We start from the raw sequence: 15,095 nt of genomic DNA, 5'->3' as shown, positions 1-15,095 counted from the left end.
AAAAAGTATGGAAGCGTCCGACCCATTGCTTCGTGGGAAGGCGGACCGTTGCAGACCCATATCGACCCTGCGCCGAATCCGGCGGGCTTGAGTCCGTTCTGGGACAACGACATTGCCGACCGGCTGCAGGATTTTCATCTGGTCCGGGACCGCAGCGGGGGAGTGGAGTTCCTCGAGGTGGGCGACGGCCGGGGGTTCTGGTCGGTCACGTCCTATGCCGACGTGCGAGCCGTGACGCGCGATCCTGCACGCTTCACCAGCACCAGGGGCTTTTCCATGGATGACATGCCGCCGCAGATGCTGGAGATGCTCGGCTCCATCATTGTGATGGACGATCCCAAGCATCAGCAGTACCGCAGTCTGGTCAAAGTGGCGTTCTCGCCTCGGGCCATCCGGCAGATGACCGATTATGTCGGCGACCTGACCGATGCGATCGTGGCGGAGATTCGAGAGTTGACGGAGTTCGACTTCGTCCAGACCGTGGGTGCCCATCTGCCATTCCAGGTCATCTCTGACTTGCTCGACATCCCCGTCGCGGACCGCCCGCGCCTTCGCAAGTTGATCGACCTCATTCTTGGGGTGAGCGACAGCGAAGTCAGCGACCTGGAAACCAGCGCACGGGCGGTCCTCGAATTCTTCGAGTACACAATTGATTTGGGCAAGCAGCGGCGGCGGCGTCCCGGCGATGACGTCACATCGCGGCTGATGCTCGCCGAGGTCGACGGCAAACGCCTGACTCCGCAGGAGTTCGGCTCGTTTGTCATCCTGCTGGCCGCCGCCGGAAACGACACCACCCGGACCGGGCTGGCATGGGCCATGCACTTGTTGAGCGCCCACCCCGAGCAGAAACACCAGCTGACTTCCGCCGACGAGAAGACATTCGCGAACGGTATCGCGGAGGTCCTGCGCTGGTCGTCGCCAGTTCTGCACATGCGGCGAACCGCCACCGTCGACACCGTGCTGGGTGGGCAGTCCATCGCGGCCGGCGACAAGATCGTGGTGTGGTACCTCGCCGCCAATCACGACCCAGCGGTGTTCACTCGGCCCGACTACTTCGACATCCGACGTTCCAACGCCAACGAACACTTCGCGTTCGGCGCCGGCGGACCCCACTTTTGCCTGGGCGCACCTCTGGCGCGGATGGAGATGCGCGTCGTGCTCGGCAAGCTGCTTTCGGCGTTTCCTGATTTGCACACGACAGCGCCGCCCGATCTGCTGCGTTCGGTTTTCGTTCATGGCATCAAGAAGCTGCCGTGCGCAACGGGTTGATGCGCGTCAATCCTCAAGCAAGCGAACCTAAATGAAAAATAGCGGTAACAGCAGCAGTGCAATGGCCACTGAAGGTGCGTCGCCCTGCACCTCGGAAACGATGCCGCCGACCTCGAACGGCATCGGAACCGTAACCGGCTCCTGGCCCGCGAACTCGCCCCCGAATGTCACCGTCGCGGTCATGGGTTGGACGGGAGCCAGCACACCGCCGAACGGCACGTTGAGCGCCAACGTCACACCCGGGATGTTCGACGGCAGCGGAATCGACATCGTGCTTTGGCCGTAGAGGAACGCGTTGCCGACGTTAGGGCCGGCATCACGGAGTGCCGCTACGGCCCCGCCCGGGTTGCCGGCCAGCACCGCACTGAAAAAATCTGTTCCACTCTGTCCGAGCGCGGAAGTTGACGTGAGTACCGGACCAAGAACGTCGAGCGGAAGCTCGATGTACTCCGCTTCGGCGCCGATCAGCATGCCCAGGGGGCCGTCGCCGTAGAACTGGGTGATTTCGCTGGACGCGGCGGCGTACGTATTGGCGGTCTCGGCACTGGCGTACGCACCCGCGCCGTTGTTCAACAAGTCGACGAACTGGCTGTGAAAGTTCGCCACCTGGGCGCTGACGGCTTGATATTCCTGGGCTTGCGCGTTCAGTAGTGAAGTGATTGCCGCAGACACCTCATCAACGGCCGGGGCCGCCATCGCGGTGGTAGCGGAGGCCGCCGCGGCATTGGCCGCGCTCAATGTCGAGCCGAGGCGATCCAACTCGCCGGCCGCCTGAGCGATGAAGTCGGGCACGACGCTGACAAACGACATGGCTGCCGGATCCTCTCTGCCCGCCTTTCTGGCGTGTCTTTCGAGAGTTCACCGGACGTGCCTGGCTACCGATCCCAACACTGACCGCTACACCCACCCCGGTGGTCGACGGTCACGCCGTCGTCGCAGGCGTCACGTCGGTGCCAGCGCCCTTGACCGATGCCTTGGCACGCTTCTCGGCACGCACCGTTTTTCCGCGACGCACGAACCCGGCCGCGGAGATCGATGCCGACAGCAGCGCGTCCTCGCCATTGACGAACGGGTGGAACCCGACTCCGGCGCCGCCGCGGCCCTTGACGGGGATGTCGGCGACTTCGGTTACCTTCCAGCCCTTTTCGGAGGTCGACAGGATGGCCTCGCCGTTCGCGCAGGAGACCGGCAATGCGGCAATGACCTCGTCACCAGGGTCACCGGCCGTCAACTTCACGCCGGCCACGCCGTTACCGGCCGCGCCTTGCGGATTCACCGCGGCGGGGTCGATGCGCAGCACCTTCCCGCGCCGGGTCACCAACGCCAGATGCGTCCCGGGTGCGAGCACCCCGGACCGCAGAAGCCCCGTGATGTCCGGCGCGACGGGGATATCGCGGGTCTTGAACGGCAGACCGCCGCCGTTGGTGAACTTGACGCGCCCGTCGGTCCACACCGCCCAACCCAGGCCCGACGTCAGCAATTCGCCGTGGCTGTCGGAGAACACGCCGCGGTCATCCAGGCGCCACGAGGCGTTGACCTTGCGCTCTCGGTTGCCGTCCTGGTCGGCGCTCGAGGCTACCGGGGTGGCTGTTGCATCCAGCACGGTCCGGCGGTCGAACTCGGGGCCGTCGAACAGCTTCGCCGTCTCCTTGAGTTCCTGGTTGATCACCTTGCGGCGCGCGTTGGGATTCGACACCAGTTCGGTCAACACCGCGAACTCGGCGTCCAGCCTCTCCGCTTCGGCCTGCAATTCGATCACGTCGAGCTTGGTCAGTCGGCGCAGCTGCAGTGCCAGCACGTAATCGGCCTGCTCGGCGTCGATCGCGAACCTGGCCTGCAAGCCCTGGCGGGCCTCGTCGACGGTGTCGGATCCGCGGATCACGGCCACTGCGGCGTCGATGTCCAAGTGAATGGTCATCAGGCCGGCCACCAGGTGGCGCCGAGCGGTCACCTTCTGCAGCCGATACTCGCTGCGCCGCAACACTACTGAGTCCCGCAGGGACAGGAACGCGGCGATCAGCTCGCGTACCGACCACCAGCGTGGGACGCGGTCCTCGTCCAGGGCGACGAGGCTGGCGGCGAACGTTGACTCCAGCGGTGTCAGCGCGAGCAGCTGATCCCGGATCGTTTCGGCACTGTGGCCGCGCTTGGCGGTGACCACGATGCGCAGCCCGTTCCGCCGGTCGGTCAGATCGGACATGTCGGCCACGCCGGACATTTCTCCGGATTCGACGAGGGCCCGGATCCTTTCCTGCACAGTCGAACTGGCCACGCCAGGCGGAAGTTCGGTAATGATGCAGTTCTTCCCGTCGACCGATACCGTGCCGCGCACGGTGAACGCTCCGCGGCCGGTGGTCATGTAATCCCGCAGCCCGGCCGTGCCGACCACCGTGGATCCGCATCCCCAGTCGGGGCCGGGAATCAGCTCGCACAGCGCGTCGTCGGACAGGTTCGGCTTGGCCAGCAGTGTCCGGCAGGCCGTCATGATCTCGCGAGGGTTATGTGCAGGCACCTTGGTGGCCCAGCCTTCGGCGATGCCGACAGCGCCATTGCAGAGCAGCACCGGCCACCGCGCCGGCAGCACCGTCGGTTCGGTCCATTCGCCGTCGAACGTCTGCACCATCGGCACGGCGTGGTCGTCGAGTTCGGCGGTCAGCGCGGCCCCGGGTGCTGACAGCCGCATTTCGGTGTAGCGGTCGGCCGCGGGAATGTCACCCTGGATGCGGGGGAACGCGCCTTGTCCGTCAATGACTTTCACGCGCTGGAACTCCGCGGCCATCAGCGCTGCGGCGCCGTACATCGACGCGCCACCGTGCGGGTGCAGGTTTCCGGTGACTGCCGAACAGACTTTGGACGACTTCTGCGGTTTGTTGCCGGGCAGCAGTCGCGATTCGTGCATCTGATAGAGCAGGCGTCGCTGGCCGGGCTTGAGACCGTCGAACGCCGAAGGGATCGCGCGGTCGCTGACGCTGTAGAGCGCGAAGGTCAGCTGGTAGTGGTTCCAGTAATCGTCGGCGCTCTGGTCGAGCACCAGGTCAGGGTTCTGTTCAGGAACTTCCAGGGTGGCGGTCACAGTGTTTCTCCTACGTCAGGTCCAGCGCTGCGGTGTCGACGCGGGAAGCGACCTCGGCCATCCACGTACGCCGGCCCTCGGGCGGCCCGCCGAACAGAATGTGGTGCAAGTTGGTCTTGCCGTCATCGAGATGCACCCGAACCACAGTGCGTCGCTGCGGATCCAGAACGGTGTTCCAGAAGTCGTCGGCGTCCATCTCGCCGAGGCCCTTATTGCGCTGCACCTCTACCTTGCGTTTAGAGGTGGCGCGTAGCTGGGCCACCGCGGCATCGCGCTCGGACTCGTCCTGGCAGTAGATGCGCTGCGTGCCGTCTTTGACGACGAATAAGGGTGGCAGCGTCACATAGACCATCCCGGCCGCGATGAGCGGCCGATAGAAGTCCAGGAACATCGAGATGAGACTGGAGTTGATGTTGCCGCCGTCGGGGTCGGCGTCGGAGGCGAACAGGATCCGGTCATAGCGACACAGTTCCGGGTCGCAGTGGTCTCGCACTCCGCAGCCCAGGATGCGTTCGATCGAATCGAACTCGTCTTTGATCCGCGCCTTACTGAGGGTGAACCCGTAGACGTTGGGCGGCTTGCCTTTCAGAGGGAAGGCGGCCTGAAATGTTGCGTCGCGCGCAGCCTTGATGGTGCCCAGTGCGGAATCGCCCTCACACAAGAACAACTCCGCACCCGACCCGCGTCCGGTCTCCCGGCTGGGCAGCAGTTTCGGCGGCAACGACAGATTGGTGCCCAGCCCTTTGGCCTTGGACGCCGCGCGGGACCGGGCCTTCGCGCCTTCGGCGCTGCGCCGCGCCCGGGCCGACTCCAGCGCCAGCTTGGTCCACAGCGACAACGTGTCGCCGTTGGCAGGGTTGGCCGCCCAGACGGCGACGCTGCGCGCCACGTCCGGGGCCATCGCCACATTCAGTGACCGCGACGACACCGCGGTCTTTGCTTGCGAGTCCCATCCCACATCCGGGGCGCGGGTGTCCACGGCCAGAGCGGTGACCGCGGCGAAGTCCTGTGCCTCCGGGCCGTCTTCGCCCTTCGCCAGGCCCAGGTCACGGATCCGGGAAACACGATCGGCCAGCGCTTCGGACAGGCCTTTGACGGCGGCGGTCAGGTGGGATCCGCCGCCGGGGGTGCGCACGGTGTTGCAGAACGCGGCCACGGTGCCAGGCTCGGCCGGCCCGGCCGTCAAGGACCAGCGGAATGGAGTCGGGCCGCGCCCGGTGGTGTATTCGCCGCGGCCTTCTACGACGGCGCGCACCCCAGGCAGGGGTGTGCCGGCAGCGGTGCACATGAGGTCCAGCAGGGCATCGGTGCCCCATGGGCCACTGAACGGCTCGGTCAACGCGGGCGCGACTTCCTCGCCGGGCCAGCCTTCGTCGACGACAAGCAGGTGCACCCCAGGCGACATCCGCGCAGCGGCATGTGCCCGCAGCAGGACCTCGCCGATATCCACGGTGGAATCGGGCACCACGGCCGGGTCGAACAGAATGCGCACCGTGGTGCCGTGCGCCTCCGGCTGACGATTGCCGGAGCCGCGCAGTCTCTGGGTATCGGAGCGGGTGAATTCGGCGTTCGGATCGAAGTCCTTCCCGTCGAACACACCGGGGTAGCCGCCGCCGAAACTCTGCAGGAAGGTCTTGCCGGCCCGGCGTACGGTCACGTCGGTCCGCGCGGAGATGAACACCGCCGCCGCAGCGCCGATCCCATTCAGACCGGCACCTGTACTCGTAGCGTCCTGATGCGCGGAGAACTTGCCGCCGGCCCGGGCAGTGCCCAGTGTCTTGACGATGCCGTTCTTGCCGGTGACCGGGTCGGAGTCGACGGGCAAGCCGCGGCCGTCGTCGGCGACACTGACCGATCCGTCGGCGTGCAGAGTGATCGTCACCGCGGACCCGCCGTGGCTGGGGTCGGCGACCTCTTCGATCGCGTTGTCCACCAGCTCGCGCAATGCCGTGTTGAGCACGTCGAGACCCAGGTTCACTGCCGGCCTCAGGCGCGTGTGCTGGACATCGTCGAGTTCGGTGATGTCTGCGGCGTTGTAACTCACTGCTGGTCCTTTCCCCCGAGGCCGATGCCGCAGCATTCGGGTCCCGTCAGGGTCTCAATCTGCTCGGCGAGCTCGCACCAGCCGTCCGCTGTGCGTGGGCGGCCTGCGTATTCTGCCTTGAACCTCTGACATCCGGCTGGCGCGAGGGAGCGGACATCACTCTCGAGAAGCCGACGGCAGGATAGTTCCGCTCGTGTTCCGGCAGCAGCATACAGGTCCGGCAAACCGCGGCGGAGTTTGACGAAAGTTGGCTGACTCAAGGCAGATTCGCTAAGTTCGTGAACACGCTACCCAAATATTACGGCGCGCGTCGCGCAGAGTCCGTGATGACACACCCGCTGGCCTGGAGAAGCCCAGCGAGTAGACGCCGACCGCTACGCCCTTGCCGAGCGGATCAGCTACCGCCCCGCGATGTTCGATATCGAACGTCTCGATCAGGCCGGCGGCTTGCCACACACATACCGGGGATCCGATCGCCGAGCTCGGGCAGCGCGCGGCCGCCGCCGGACTGCGCACTGCGACCCTCGACGAGGTGTTCTGCATGGGGCCACGATAGCGAATCAGCCACCCGCGCAACCGATTCAGTGGTGACTGATCAGGCAGCGCGGTCGGGGCGATCTCCCGAATGTCTTGGTCGCCCGCTCGTTGGGCACAATGTGCCCATGGCCCAGCCCGTGATTCTCGCCCTGCCCGACAATGCTCCGACGTTGCATCCCGAAAGCTGGGTGGCTCCGCACGCGTCGGTGATCGGCAACGTGACCCTTGGTGAACGGGTGAGTGTCTGGTACTCCGCGACGTTGCGCGCGGATTTCGAATCAATCGTGGTCGGAGCCGGGTCGAACGTCCAGGACAGTGCGACCGTCCACGCAGATCCGGGGTTTCCCGTCACCATCGGCTCGCGAGTGACGGTGGGACACAACGCTGTACTGCACGGATGCACGATCGAGGACGACAGCTTGATCGGAATGGGTGCCGTGATCGGCAATGGCGCCACGATCGGAGCCGGTTCACTGGTGGCGGCAGGCGCGGTAGTGCCCCAGGGCATGACCGTTCCGCCCAGATCAATGGTCGCCGGAGTGCCGGCCAAGATTCGCCGCGAACTCAGCGAGGACGAACTCGCACAGAACGGCGTCAACGCCTCGGCATACGAATACTTGCTCGGAGTGCACCGCGCGGCGCTTGAGGGCTGACGAGCCCCAATTTCCGCTATCCGGTGTTGCGGGCTCGAAGACGATCGGCCACCTCGGCGCGGCGGACCATGCGCTCCGACAGTTCAATGAACGGGTTCTCGTTCCATCCAGGTGACGAGTAGCCCAGCGCCCTTACCTCGGTCGCGAATACCCGCATGTCACTGGCGAACTGCTCCAACTCATTCATGCTGTCAACCGCTCTTCCGGGTGAGTCTGCTGACCCTCATCGGCGCCCTTGTACCCCCTCCCAGACGTCGGTAAACGCGCAAAACTCTTCCTCGCCATCGGAGCAACTGATCCACGTCGAAACCATGCTTGACTGCCTGAAGCAACACAGGAGCACGAGCAAACCAGCAACGAGAGACACTCTGAAAAGTGCAATTCAGCGCATCGCAATGTGACACCACCGTCGAGCAACAGAAACCGCGCCCGGCATGAGCTCGCCGGCCACCGAAATACCCACGGAGGCATCGGGTCTGGCGGCCACCATGACGGTGATCGCCATGGGGCTGGGCTACAGCATCACCGCGGCCGACCCGACGATTCTGTCGGCCAACATCTCCGAAGTGCGGGCCGGGCTGGGCATGTCGCCAAGCACCGCCAGCTTCGTCGCCAGCTTGGCGCCGCTGACGCTGGCGGCAGCGGTGCTCGGCGCGGGTGCGCTGGGCGACCTGTACGGCATGAAGCGGATGTTCACTGGCGGTCTGCTCGGCGCGATGGGGTTCGGCCTGCTTGCCGCGGCCGCGCCAAGCGGAGCGGTGCTCATCGCGGCCCGCGCCGGATCCGGAGTCGCGTTCGCCTTCCTGTTGGGGCTGTCACTGGCCACGATCAACGCCGTCTTTCCGCCGCAGCGCCGCGCCGCCGCGATCGCGCTCTACCTCGGTGCTGGCATCGCCCTCATGACGCCGATGCCCGTCCTGGGCAGCCTGCTCGCCGAGCACGTGGGATGGCGAACCGGCTTTCTGGTGACTCCCGTCGCCGCGGTCATCGCGCTGGTGATCCATCTGCGTTTCGTGCCCGAGACACCACGCGCACCCGGCCGCCTCGACGTACCCGGCCTGATGCTCGTCGCGGTCGCGTTGCTCGGCCTGGTGTACGGCATCTCCCAGCTGCAGCGCGGTCTGCACTCTGGCGCGTTGATTCCCATCGCAGTCGGCGTTGTCGCGGGCGCGGGGTTCCTGATCCGCGAACGTTGCACTGCTGATCCGGCTTTGGACCTCCGCATCTTCCAGTCTGGCCGGTTCAACGCCGCGGTCGTCGCGGGCGTGGTCTTCAACTTCCTCACTGGTGGCTCGACCATCCTGTTCGCCTACTATCTGGTGACCGTGCGCGGCGAGTCACCGGCACTGCTGGGCCTCTTGCTGGTGCCGGCGACAGTTCTGCAGGCGCTCGCCGCAACCGCGTCTGGCAGGGCGGCAACCCGATTCGGTGAGCGCAGTGTCCTGGTGACCGGCCTGCTCCTGCTTCTGGCGGGTCTGCTCATGCTGACGACCGTGGACGCGCATTCGTCAATGTGGCTGTTGTTCGCTTCGGTGGTGCTCAACGCCGTCGGCGGCGCGGTGGTGCAGACACCGCAGTCGACGATCATGATGTCAAGTGCCCCAGCCGATCTCGGCGGCTCCGTCTCGGCGGTGAAATCAGCAGTCGGGCAGGCGGGTTACTCACTCGGGCCGGCGGTGTTCGCGCTCGTCGGCACCATGTTGTTCGTGCACGACGGCAGGCAGGCGCTGGCCGGCTCAGGCATCACCGTGACGCAGGCCCGCGAGGCGTTGCAGGTCGCGCACGGCGTGTCGGTGTCGTCGACGGGGGGCGCCCACGTGCTCGACCCGCAACGCGCGAGAGAAGTCGTCGAGGGCGCCGGCGTGTGGATGATCCACGCCATCCACACGCTGAGCCTGATGATGTCGGCGGTGCCGGTCGCCGCGATCGTGCTGGCGCTGATTCTGCTGCGCCCGCGACGGGACGACGCTGTGCCGCAGGAAGCTACCTAGCGGTTTCCTGGTCTTCGAAGCGGTTCGGGGTGCGATTCACTGTGAGCGCGAAGACATCTGGGCGGTTGTAATGGCCGCCATAATCTTGAAGCATCTTCAACCGCACCCAGAGGTCCAGATCCAGCTGCGCGTAAATGATGTCCTCGACGCCGCCGGCAACTGGGCCTGCGAGGACTACCGAACCCGGCGAGACTATGACTGATCCGCCGTCTTCGACGCCGACAGTCAAGTCGGCTTGAGGGGCACCCGTCATGGCCGCGATCTCGCGGTAGAACTCCCGGTCCATTACGCCGCAGGCGCTGATAACGAACGCTTTCGACATCAGCGCGAAATGCCGTGCGGTCAGCTGGGAGATATCGGGCAGACCCGGCGCGCCGTTACCGGCCATCATGAAGTGCGGAGGCCAACTCATCGCGTGAACTCGTAGGCCACGCGCCACGAGGTCGAAGCCCGCCAAAGGGTTGGAGTTCTCTGAACACAACAAGCCACTCAGCGGGCCGAAAGGCGTGTCGACGACACACAAGGTGTCGCCGCCGCCGCCCCAATGGACCAGACGCTCATAGGTCGTCGGTGTCAGTTTCTGGTGCTTGCCCAATAATTGACCATCCGGCCCAAAGAACAATTGCGTATTGAACAACGACCCCGAGTTCGATGATGCACGCTCGGTAATGCCCATCACCACAAAGCAATTCGCGGTGCGAGCGGCTTCACCGATTTTGGCCGTCTCGGGTCCGGGCACGTCGATCGAAGTGTTGTACAGCCGCACGTTGAGATCGGTGAGTTCCTTCGACGTGGGCGGCAAGAATTGGAACCACGACGGATGTCCTGGAATGAAGCATTCGGGAAAGACGACGACGTCGGCCGAATTGCGCCCGGCTTCACGTATCAGATCGCACGCTTTGTCGGTGGTTGCCAACGTGTTCAATGTGATCGCTGAAGCCTGAACAGCCGCGCCCCGAATCACGTTGTTCAATCCTGCCCCCCAAGATCGATGAACTGTGCGCTAGGCGATGGTGCGGCTGTCCAGATAGAGGGGGAAGAACGTCTCCCACATCACCAGGCAGCTGAAGAACCACGCCTTCGGCGTATTGAGTTCAACCGATCCCACCGCCGAAACAATCGGACGGCCGCGATCCGCTGACGCTTTGGCGTCCGCGTACACCCACGCGGCGGTGATAAGGATGAGACCTAGTAGCACCAAAACCGCGAGCAGCGCACCGCTGACGGCACTTCCCGCCGGAACCGAATAATGCATCTGCGACCTTTCCTGCGTCCGGCCGAGGTGTTGCCACCTGAGCGCGGAGCGCCGAATTATTTCTGCCCCCGGCCGCACCAATACACGGCCTCGGTCGAACTCCGCGATGAGGACGATTAGGCCGATACTTTAGCCCAGGATCAACCGTGCCGGAATATATCTTCGGCCCGTGCGCCGCGTTGTTCGGTCACATCACAAATTCCGGGCGGCGCTGACTCGCGCCGGTGGCCTGTTCGAGGCAATGCGCGACGCTCAGCGAGCGCATGTCGTCGCGCGGCGGGGCGACCACCTGAACGCCGATCGGTAATCCTTCGCTCGAGAATCCGACCGGTACCGCGGTCGCCGGGCATTCGGTAACCGATACGAAGTACGCCGCCTTCATCCACGCCAGGTAGTTGTCCATCACGACGCCGGCGATGCTGGGGGGGTACTCGAGGTCGGCGTCGAAGGGCAGCGCCTGGCAGGCGGGCAGCACCAGGGCGTCGTACTCGCCGAAGAACGCCAGTGCCCGGTTGTAGATCGCGCCGCGCAACCCGATCGCGCGGGCGATGTCGGACCCGGTCAACGCGCGTCCGTCGGCGACGTTGCCGCGAATCGCCTGCTTGACCAGGTCCGGCGCCTGGTCGACCAGTTGGCCGAACAGCTGTACGTAGTTCACTGCGCGAAGTGTGGAAAACACCTCGTCAGCACCGTCGCCGAGCGCATCACCCAAGGGCGGGACACTTCGATGGTGACCGGGGCCCGCTGCCACCACATCGGGGTCGAAGACATCATCATCACCCGCCGCAACGACCCCACCATCACCGTCTACCAGCCCCAGGACCGCACCCAACCGCTGTTGGAGGCGCCGGTGCGCAACGGGCAACGCTGGCAGGTGGTCAACGTCGATGACACCGCCGCACACCCGCGTCTGGCGGCCCGCCGCCTCGGCGACGGGGCCTGGGCAGTCTTTCGTGGCGATTACCTACGCGAGCAGGTGCAGCTTGGGCATGCGGTCACCGTGCACGCCGCTCAAGGTGTCACCGCTGAGACCACCCACGCCGTGCTGGCCGACACCGCCAGCCGCAACCTGGCCTACGTCGCCCTGACCCGCGGCCGCGCGTCTAATCACGCCTATCTCTACCAACGCGACCCGGCAGAAGCCGACCACGCCCACAGCCACGACCTGGCCGGCGCCGAGGGGGTGCACCTGGCCCACCGCGGCACCCCTACCCAAGCCGCGCGAGCGCTACGGCACGTCATCGGCCGCGACGAGACTGCCCGCACCGCGCACCAGACCGCGGCCGAGTCCCCCGCGAAATTGCTACCCGATCGGGTAGCCTCCCTGGTCGCCGAGCACCAACGCACCGTCACCCGACGTCGCAGCATTTATCAGAAAACCCAACGCGCACAACGGGATCAGGCACTAGACCAACACCTCGGGATCGACCGCAGCCACACCCGAGACCAGAAGCAGGGTTATGACCTCAGCCTCTAGCGTGTCGATCCGACTGGGGTGAGCAAGGTGCATCCGTAGGCGCCCCACCCAGACATCATTACCGGGCGCAGCGCCGGTCGCTGGACCAACCAGCGCTTGTAGGCCCCGACATGGGAGCGCCCGAGGTCAGCGACGCACAGTGCGGCCGGGTCGTGTTCCGTGACGAAGCTAGGCGAATTCGCGCAGCGTGGCCTCGCGCCAGTCAGGTCACCCTGACCAGCGGGCGCGCACCGATCATCTTCCGGCGCTGCTCAGCACAGAATCGAGCGCGGGTTGCGGCGGGGTCCTGACTGCTTCGATGGGACCTTGTTGCTGAACCGCCGGCACTGCGCTGTCGTGAGCAGCGTCCACGCCGTCTCTGGGCTGTACTTGGGCGGCTTCTGATTGCGCTACCCGCTTCCGCTCGGGGGCCGCCGGGGTTGCTACGCGGCTGCTGTATTCGGCGTCTCGCTGACCGATGATGCCTATTGCCCGTACCTCAGTCGGTTGGGCCACCGCCGAGCCGCCACCGGTTACGTCCAGGCCAAACCGATCCTCACCACTCGCCCTCGCCAGGTCCACTGCTGGTGGCTGAACCCCGCTGCCCTGCGCTTCATCAACCGCACGGTCGCGCACACCGCCTGAGCCCGCAACCGCAGACCCCGCCACCGCATCAGCACCGGCTGGCGCCGCTGAACCCGCCACCGCCAATCCTGCCGACTCACGGTACTGATCGCCCAGTTGATCCGCCAACGAAGCTACCTTGGATGAAAACAGAACCGAAACAGTTGTCGCCGCGACAATAGCCCCACCCGCCGCAACAGCCGCGGCGGCCGCGAAGACATAGCCCTGGCCAATATCACTCATTTCGAAAGCTAAGACGATCGGGATGGCCACGACCAGCCAATCCTTCAGAATCCCAAAGCACAAACGTACGACGGTGACTTTCTCAGCTTGATCTTTCATCAGTGCTGCCAGCTTCACGTCGAGTTCACTTGTGGCCTGCGCCATTTTCTGCAGTGCCGCGTCGGCTAACCTGTACGATTGTGCCGCCGCGCCCTGCCAACGGTCATCGGGCGCCGCCGAAGCCAATTCCTCGGAGAGCGCGGTGAACTGTTGAGCGCCCGCTGTGAACTCATCGCCCTCTGCGGGAATGAGGAAACCCCACAAAGTGCTGACCGCGTCCACGACGCTGATGGTCCACAAGACGATGCTCACTGGACCTGCGGCATTCGCTTTGATCCCGCGGATGAGATCTTTGGGAGGAACGCCGCCGGGCCCAAATTGCGACGGATATTTGCGAAACGCTGACCTGATCGTGCTGTCGACTGCACGACGGCGGGCCAGGTAGCTGACCGGTGCCGCGCCCAAGACTCCCGTGTTGGTGGTACATGCCGCGATGTACGCTCCCGAAAACTTGGGGTCAGAACCGAGGTAACCGAACTGCGCACCCACATTGCCCAACGCGAACAACACCCGGCCCGCATCAACGAACGACATCAAAAACCCCCGTCCCAACCCTCACCGATCGCGCGCACAGTCCGCCGAACTGTCACCGTAACATCGCCGCAAACACCCACCACGCACCACTTTTCGAGCATGCGCACCGCTGCGCAACACACTCAACGGCATCCACCAATCCATCGGAATCGGCGAATCCGCCATCAACTCCAATAACTCCACCACCGACAACGCAGACAAAATCACACTGAACGTACTATTAGACGTCAGCCTTTCAGACTTCCCCTTAGCATTCGTTACCTGGGAGTCAGCACTTGAGATTTGAGCATTTTGTCGGTTGCGCCTTTGTTGGCGGTCCATGCCTCGTGGTAAGCCTGCTTGTATGCCTTATTTAAGGGATATTTGTCGTGTTGAAGTTTCGCTTGGTATTCGGCATAACCCGTAGTATCCGTCGTCTTCGACGGCCAGCCGTACTTGTTTAGACCTGTGGCCTGTTCCCGCAGTAGCGCGTGGTTGGCCTTCGCTTTATCAAACGCCGCTTGTTCGTTACTCAGGTGCTCTAAGGACGCTGTGCCCAGTTTTGCGATGATGGAGGGTCCAGCGACGCTAACCGCATTTCCAGTCAAGCCGATAGCAGTGGCGGCGGTGTTCTCCGGCCGTGGCGGGACTCCACCGTCAATGTCACGACACAGGCCGGGCGGCCATCGTGTGGTAATGCTTGGCCCATGCGTCGGCGTTGTCCGGGTTGTTCTTCGAGACCAGTCCCAACGCGGTAAGCATGCCTGCGGCGATGGAGAGGCCCGCTGTCGCGCATAGGGATGCGAAAGCATCCGACCATTCTGTCGGCGGCACGTGAAATCTGACCCCGGCGCGGCAACTGAATTTTGACCCCCTGGTCCGGTGGCCTGGCTGTAGTGGCCGGGGACATCCCTGACACGTTGTTGTCAGGACATCGCTGACACTACTTTCGGTGGTGCGGTTTCGGGGTTCTTGCGTGGTCGGCCGCGCTTCTTACCGTTGCCGTGATATGTGCCTAGGGGCCCGAGGACGAGTTCTCGGAGGACGGCACCGGTGGTGCGGTCGAGGACCACGACGTGATCGGTTGTGGTCTCGATGAGGGTGACCCGTTGGCCCTTCCAGTGCTGCCCGATGCCGATCTTGCGTTTGCGGTAGTTGATGCTGCCGGTTGGCCCCACCATCAGTACCCGTGGTCCGGTCTTGCGTCGTCGGGGTCGTGGGTCGCCGGGTCCTACCTTGGGCAGCGCCTGGTAGACCTCGGCGGGAAGCTGGTCGTCGATAGCCTGGTGGGGCCGTTGATGGTTGTAGTGCCAACGGAATTGGTCACACAGCGCTTGG

General features: G+C 64.7%; 13 protein-coding genes and 1 pseudogene. 4 read left to right on the top strand and 10 right to left on the bottom strand.

What is annotated here, in order from left to right; genetic code table 11:
- Positions 1 to 48: 48 nt before the first annotated feature.
- The gene (locus ACZY1I_RS23630; protein WP_463758009.1) at positions 49 to 1,269 is read left to right on the top strand and encodes a cytochrome P450; all 1,221 of its coding nucleotides are present in this window, start codon (positions 49 to 51) and stop codon (positions 1,267 to 1,269) included.
- Positions 1,270 to 1,296: 27 nt separating this feature from the next.
- Here the strand turns inward: ACZY1I_RS23630 and ACZY1I_RS23625 are convergent, their stop codons facing one another.
- The 4 genes from ACZY1I_RS23625 to ACZY1I_RS23610 form a co-directional block, all read right to left on the bottom strand.
- Complete coding sequence (locus ACZY1I_RS23625; protein ID WP_463758006.1) at positions 1,297 to 2,079, bottom strand: PE family protein; 783 nt, start codon at positions 2,077 to 2,079, stop codon at positions 1,297 to 1,299.
- Positions 2,080 to 2,191: 112 nt separating this feature from the next.
- Positions 2,192 to 4,342 carry a DNA gyrase subunit A gene (locus ACZY1I_RS23620; protein ID WP_463758004.1) on the bottom strand — a complete coding sequence of 717 codons (2,151 nt, stop codon included), beginning with the start codon at positions 4,340 to 4,342 and terminating at the stop codon, positions 2,192 to 2,194.
- Positions 4,343 to 4,352: 10 nt separating this feature from the next.
- Positions 4,353 to 6,386, bottom strand: a complete 2,034-nt coding sequence (locus ACZY1I_RS23615; protein ID WP_463758002.1) for a toprim domain-containing protein — start codon at positions 6,384 to 6,386, stop codon at positions 4,353 to 4,355.
- 270 nt (positions 6,387 to 6,656) lie between these two features.
- On the bottom strand, positions 6,657 to 6,929 hold the full coding sequence (locus ACZY1I_RS23610) for a hypothetical protein (protein ID WP_463758000.1): 273 nt from the start codon (positions 6,927 to 6,929) through the stop codon (positions 6,657 to 6,659).
- 119 nt (positions 6,930 to 7,048) lie between these two features.
- On the opposite strand from ACZY1I_RS23610, the gene ACZY1I_RS23605 reads away from it, so the two are divergent.
- Positions 7,049 to 7,576, top strand: coding sequence for a gamma carbonic anhydrase family protein (locus ACZY1I_RS23605; RefSeq protein WP_463757996.1), 528 nt, complete (start codon positions 7,049 to 7,051; stop codon positions 7,574 to 7,576).
- Between the two features lie 16 nt (positions 7,577 to 7,592).
- Here ACZY1I_RS23605 and ACZY1I_RS23600 read toward each other — a convergent pair whose 3' ends face one another.
- Positions 7,593 to 7,763 (bottom strand): hypothetical protein, encoded by a 171-nt coding sequence (locus ACZY1I_RS23600; protein ID WP_463757994.1) that lies wholly within the window; start codon positions 7,761 to 7,763, stop codon positions 7,593 to 7,595.
- Between the two features lie 247 nt (positions 7,764 to 8,010).
- Between ACZY1I_RS23600 and ACZY1I_RS23595 the strand changes: the two genes are divergently transcribed.
- Positions 8,011 to 9,567 carry an MFS transporter gene (locus ACZY1I_RS23595; protein WP_463757992.1) on the top strand — a complete coding sequence of 519 codons (1,557 nt, stop codon included), beginning with the start codon at positions 8,011 to 8,013 and terminating at the stop codon, positions 9,565 to 9,567.
- Here ACZY1I_RS23595 and ACZY1I_RS23590 read toward each other — a convergent pair.
- The 3 genes from ACZY1I_RS23590 to ACZY1I_RS23580 all read right to left on the bottom strand — a co-directional run bounded on the left by ACZY1I_RS23590 (position 9,560) and on the right by ACZY1I_RS23580 (position 11,480).
- On the bottom strand, positions 9,560 to 10,531 hold the full coding sequence (locus ACZY1I_RS23590) for a carbon-nitrogen hydrolase family protein (protein WP_463758563.1): 972 nt from the start codon (positions 10,529 to 10,531) through the stop codon (positions 9,560 to 9,562). The genes ACZY1I_RS23595 and ACZY1I_RS23590 overlap by 8 nt on opposite strands.
- Positions 10,532 to 10,570: 39 nt before the next feature.
- The gene (locus ACZY1I_RS23585) at positions 10,571 to 10,822 is read right to left on the bottom strand and encodes a hypothetical protein (protein ID WP_463757990.1); all 252 of its coding nucleotides are present in this window, start codon (positions 10,820 to 10,822) and stop codon (positions 10,571 to 10,573) included.
- A gap of 187 nt (positions 10,823 to 11,009) precedes the next feature.
- Positions 11,010 to 11,480, bottom strand: a complete 471-nt coding sequence (locus tag ACZY1I_RS23580) for an amidase family protein (protein ID WP_463757987.1) — start codon at positions 11,478 to 11,480, stop codon at positions 11,010 to 11,012.
- Positions 11,481 to 11,552: 72 nt separating this feature from the next.
- Between ACZY1I_RS23580 and ACZY1I_RS23575 the strand changes: the two genes are divergently transcribed.
- Positions 11,553 to 12,299, top strand: a complete 747-nt coding sequence (locus ACZY1I_RS23575; RefSeq protein ID WP_463757985.1) for a hypothetical protein — start codon at positions 11,553 to 11,555, stop codon at positions 12,297 to 12,299.
- A gap of 234 nt (positions 12,300 to 12,533) precedes the next feature.
- On the opposite strand, the gene ACZY1I_RS23570 is transcribed toward ACZY1I_RS23575, so the two are convergent.
- Together ACZY1I_RS23570 and ACZY1I_RS23565 are read right to left on the bottom strand one after the other, a co-directional pair.
- Positions 12,534 to 13,778: an EspA/EspE family type VII secretion system effector gene (locus tag ACZY1I_RS23570; protein WP_463757982.1), complete on the bottom strand. Its 1,245-nt coding sequence runs from the start codon at positions 13,776 to 13,778 to the stop codon at positions 12,534 to 12,536.
- Positions 13,779 to 14,683: 905 nt separating this feature from the next.
- Positions 14,684 to 15,095 (bottom strand): annotated as a pseudogene (locus ACZY1I_RS23565) (hypothetical protein); the annotation flags it as partial.

The sequence above is a fragment of the Mycobacterium sp. IDUB_37 genome (assembly GCF_055419245.1).
This window is presented reverse-complemented; position numbering and strand designations above follow the sequence as displayed.

Bases quoted from the DNA above. Each gene is read 5' to 3' on its own strand.
- ACZY1I_RS23595 (WP_463757992.1), top strand. From the start codon at position 8,011: ATGAGCTCGCCGGCCACCGAAATACCCACGGAGGCATCGGGTCTGGCG.
- ACZY1I_RS23610 (WP_463758000.1), bottom strand. From the start codon at position 6,929: ATGCAGAACACCTCGTCGAGGGTCGCAGTGCGCAGTCCGGCGGCGGCC.
- ACZY1I_RS23600 (WP_463757994.1), bottom strand. From the start codon at position 7,763: ATGAATGAGTTGGAGCAGTTCGCCAGTGACATGCGGGTATTCGCGACC.
- ACZY1I_RS23625 (WP_463758006.1), bottom strand. From the start codon at position 2,079: ATGTCGTTTGTCAGCGTCGTGCCCGACTTCATCGCTCAGGCGGCCGGC.
- ACZY1I_RS23570 (WP_463757982.1), bottom strand. From the start codon at position 13,778: ATGTCGTTCGTTGATGCGGGCCGGGTGTTGTTCGCGTTGGGCAATGTG.
- ACZY1I_RS23585 (WP_463757990.1), bottom strand. From the start codon at position 10,822: ATGCATTATTCGGTTCCGGCGGGAAGTGCCGTCAGCGGTGCGCTGCTC.
- ACZY1I_RS23605 (WP_463757996.1), top strand. From the start codon at position 7,049: ATGGCCCAGCCCGTGATTCTCGCCCTGCCCGACAATGCTCCGACGTTG.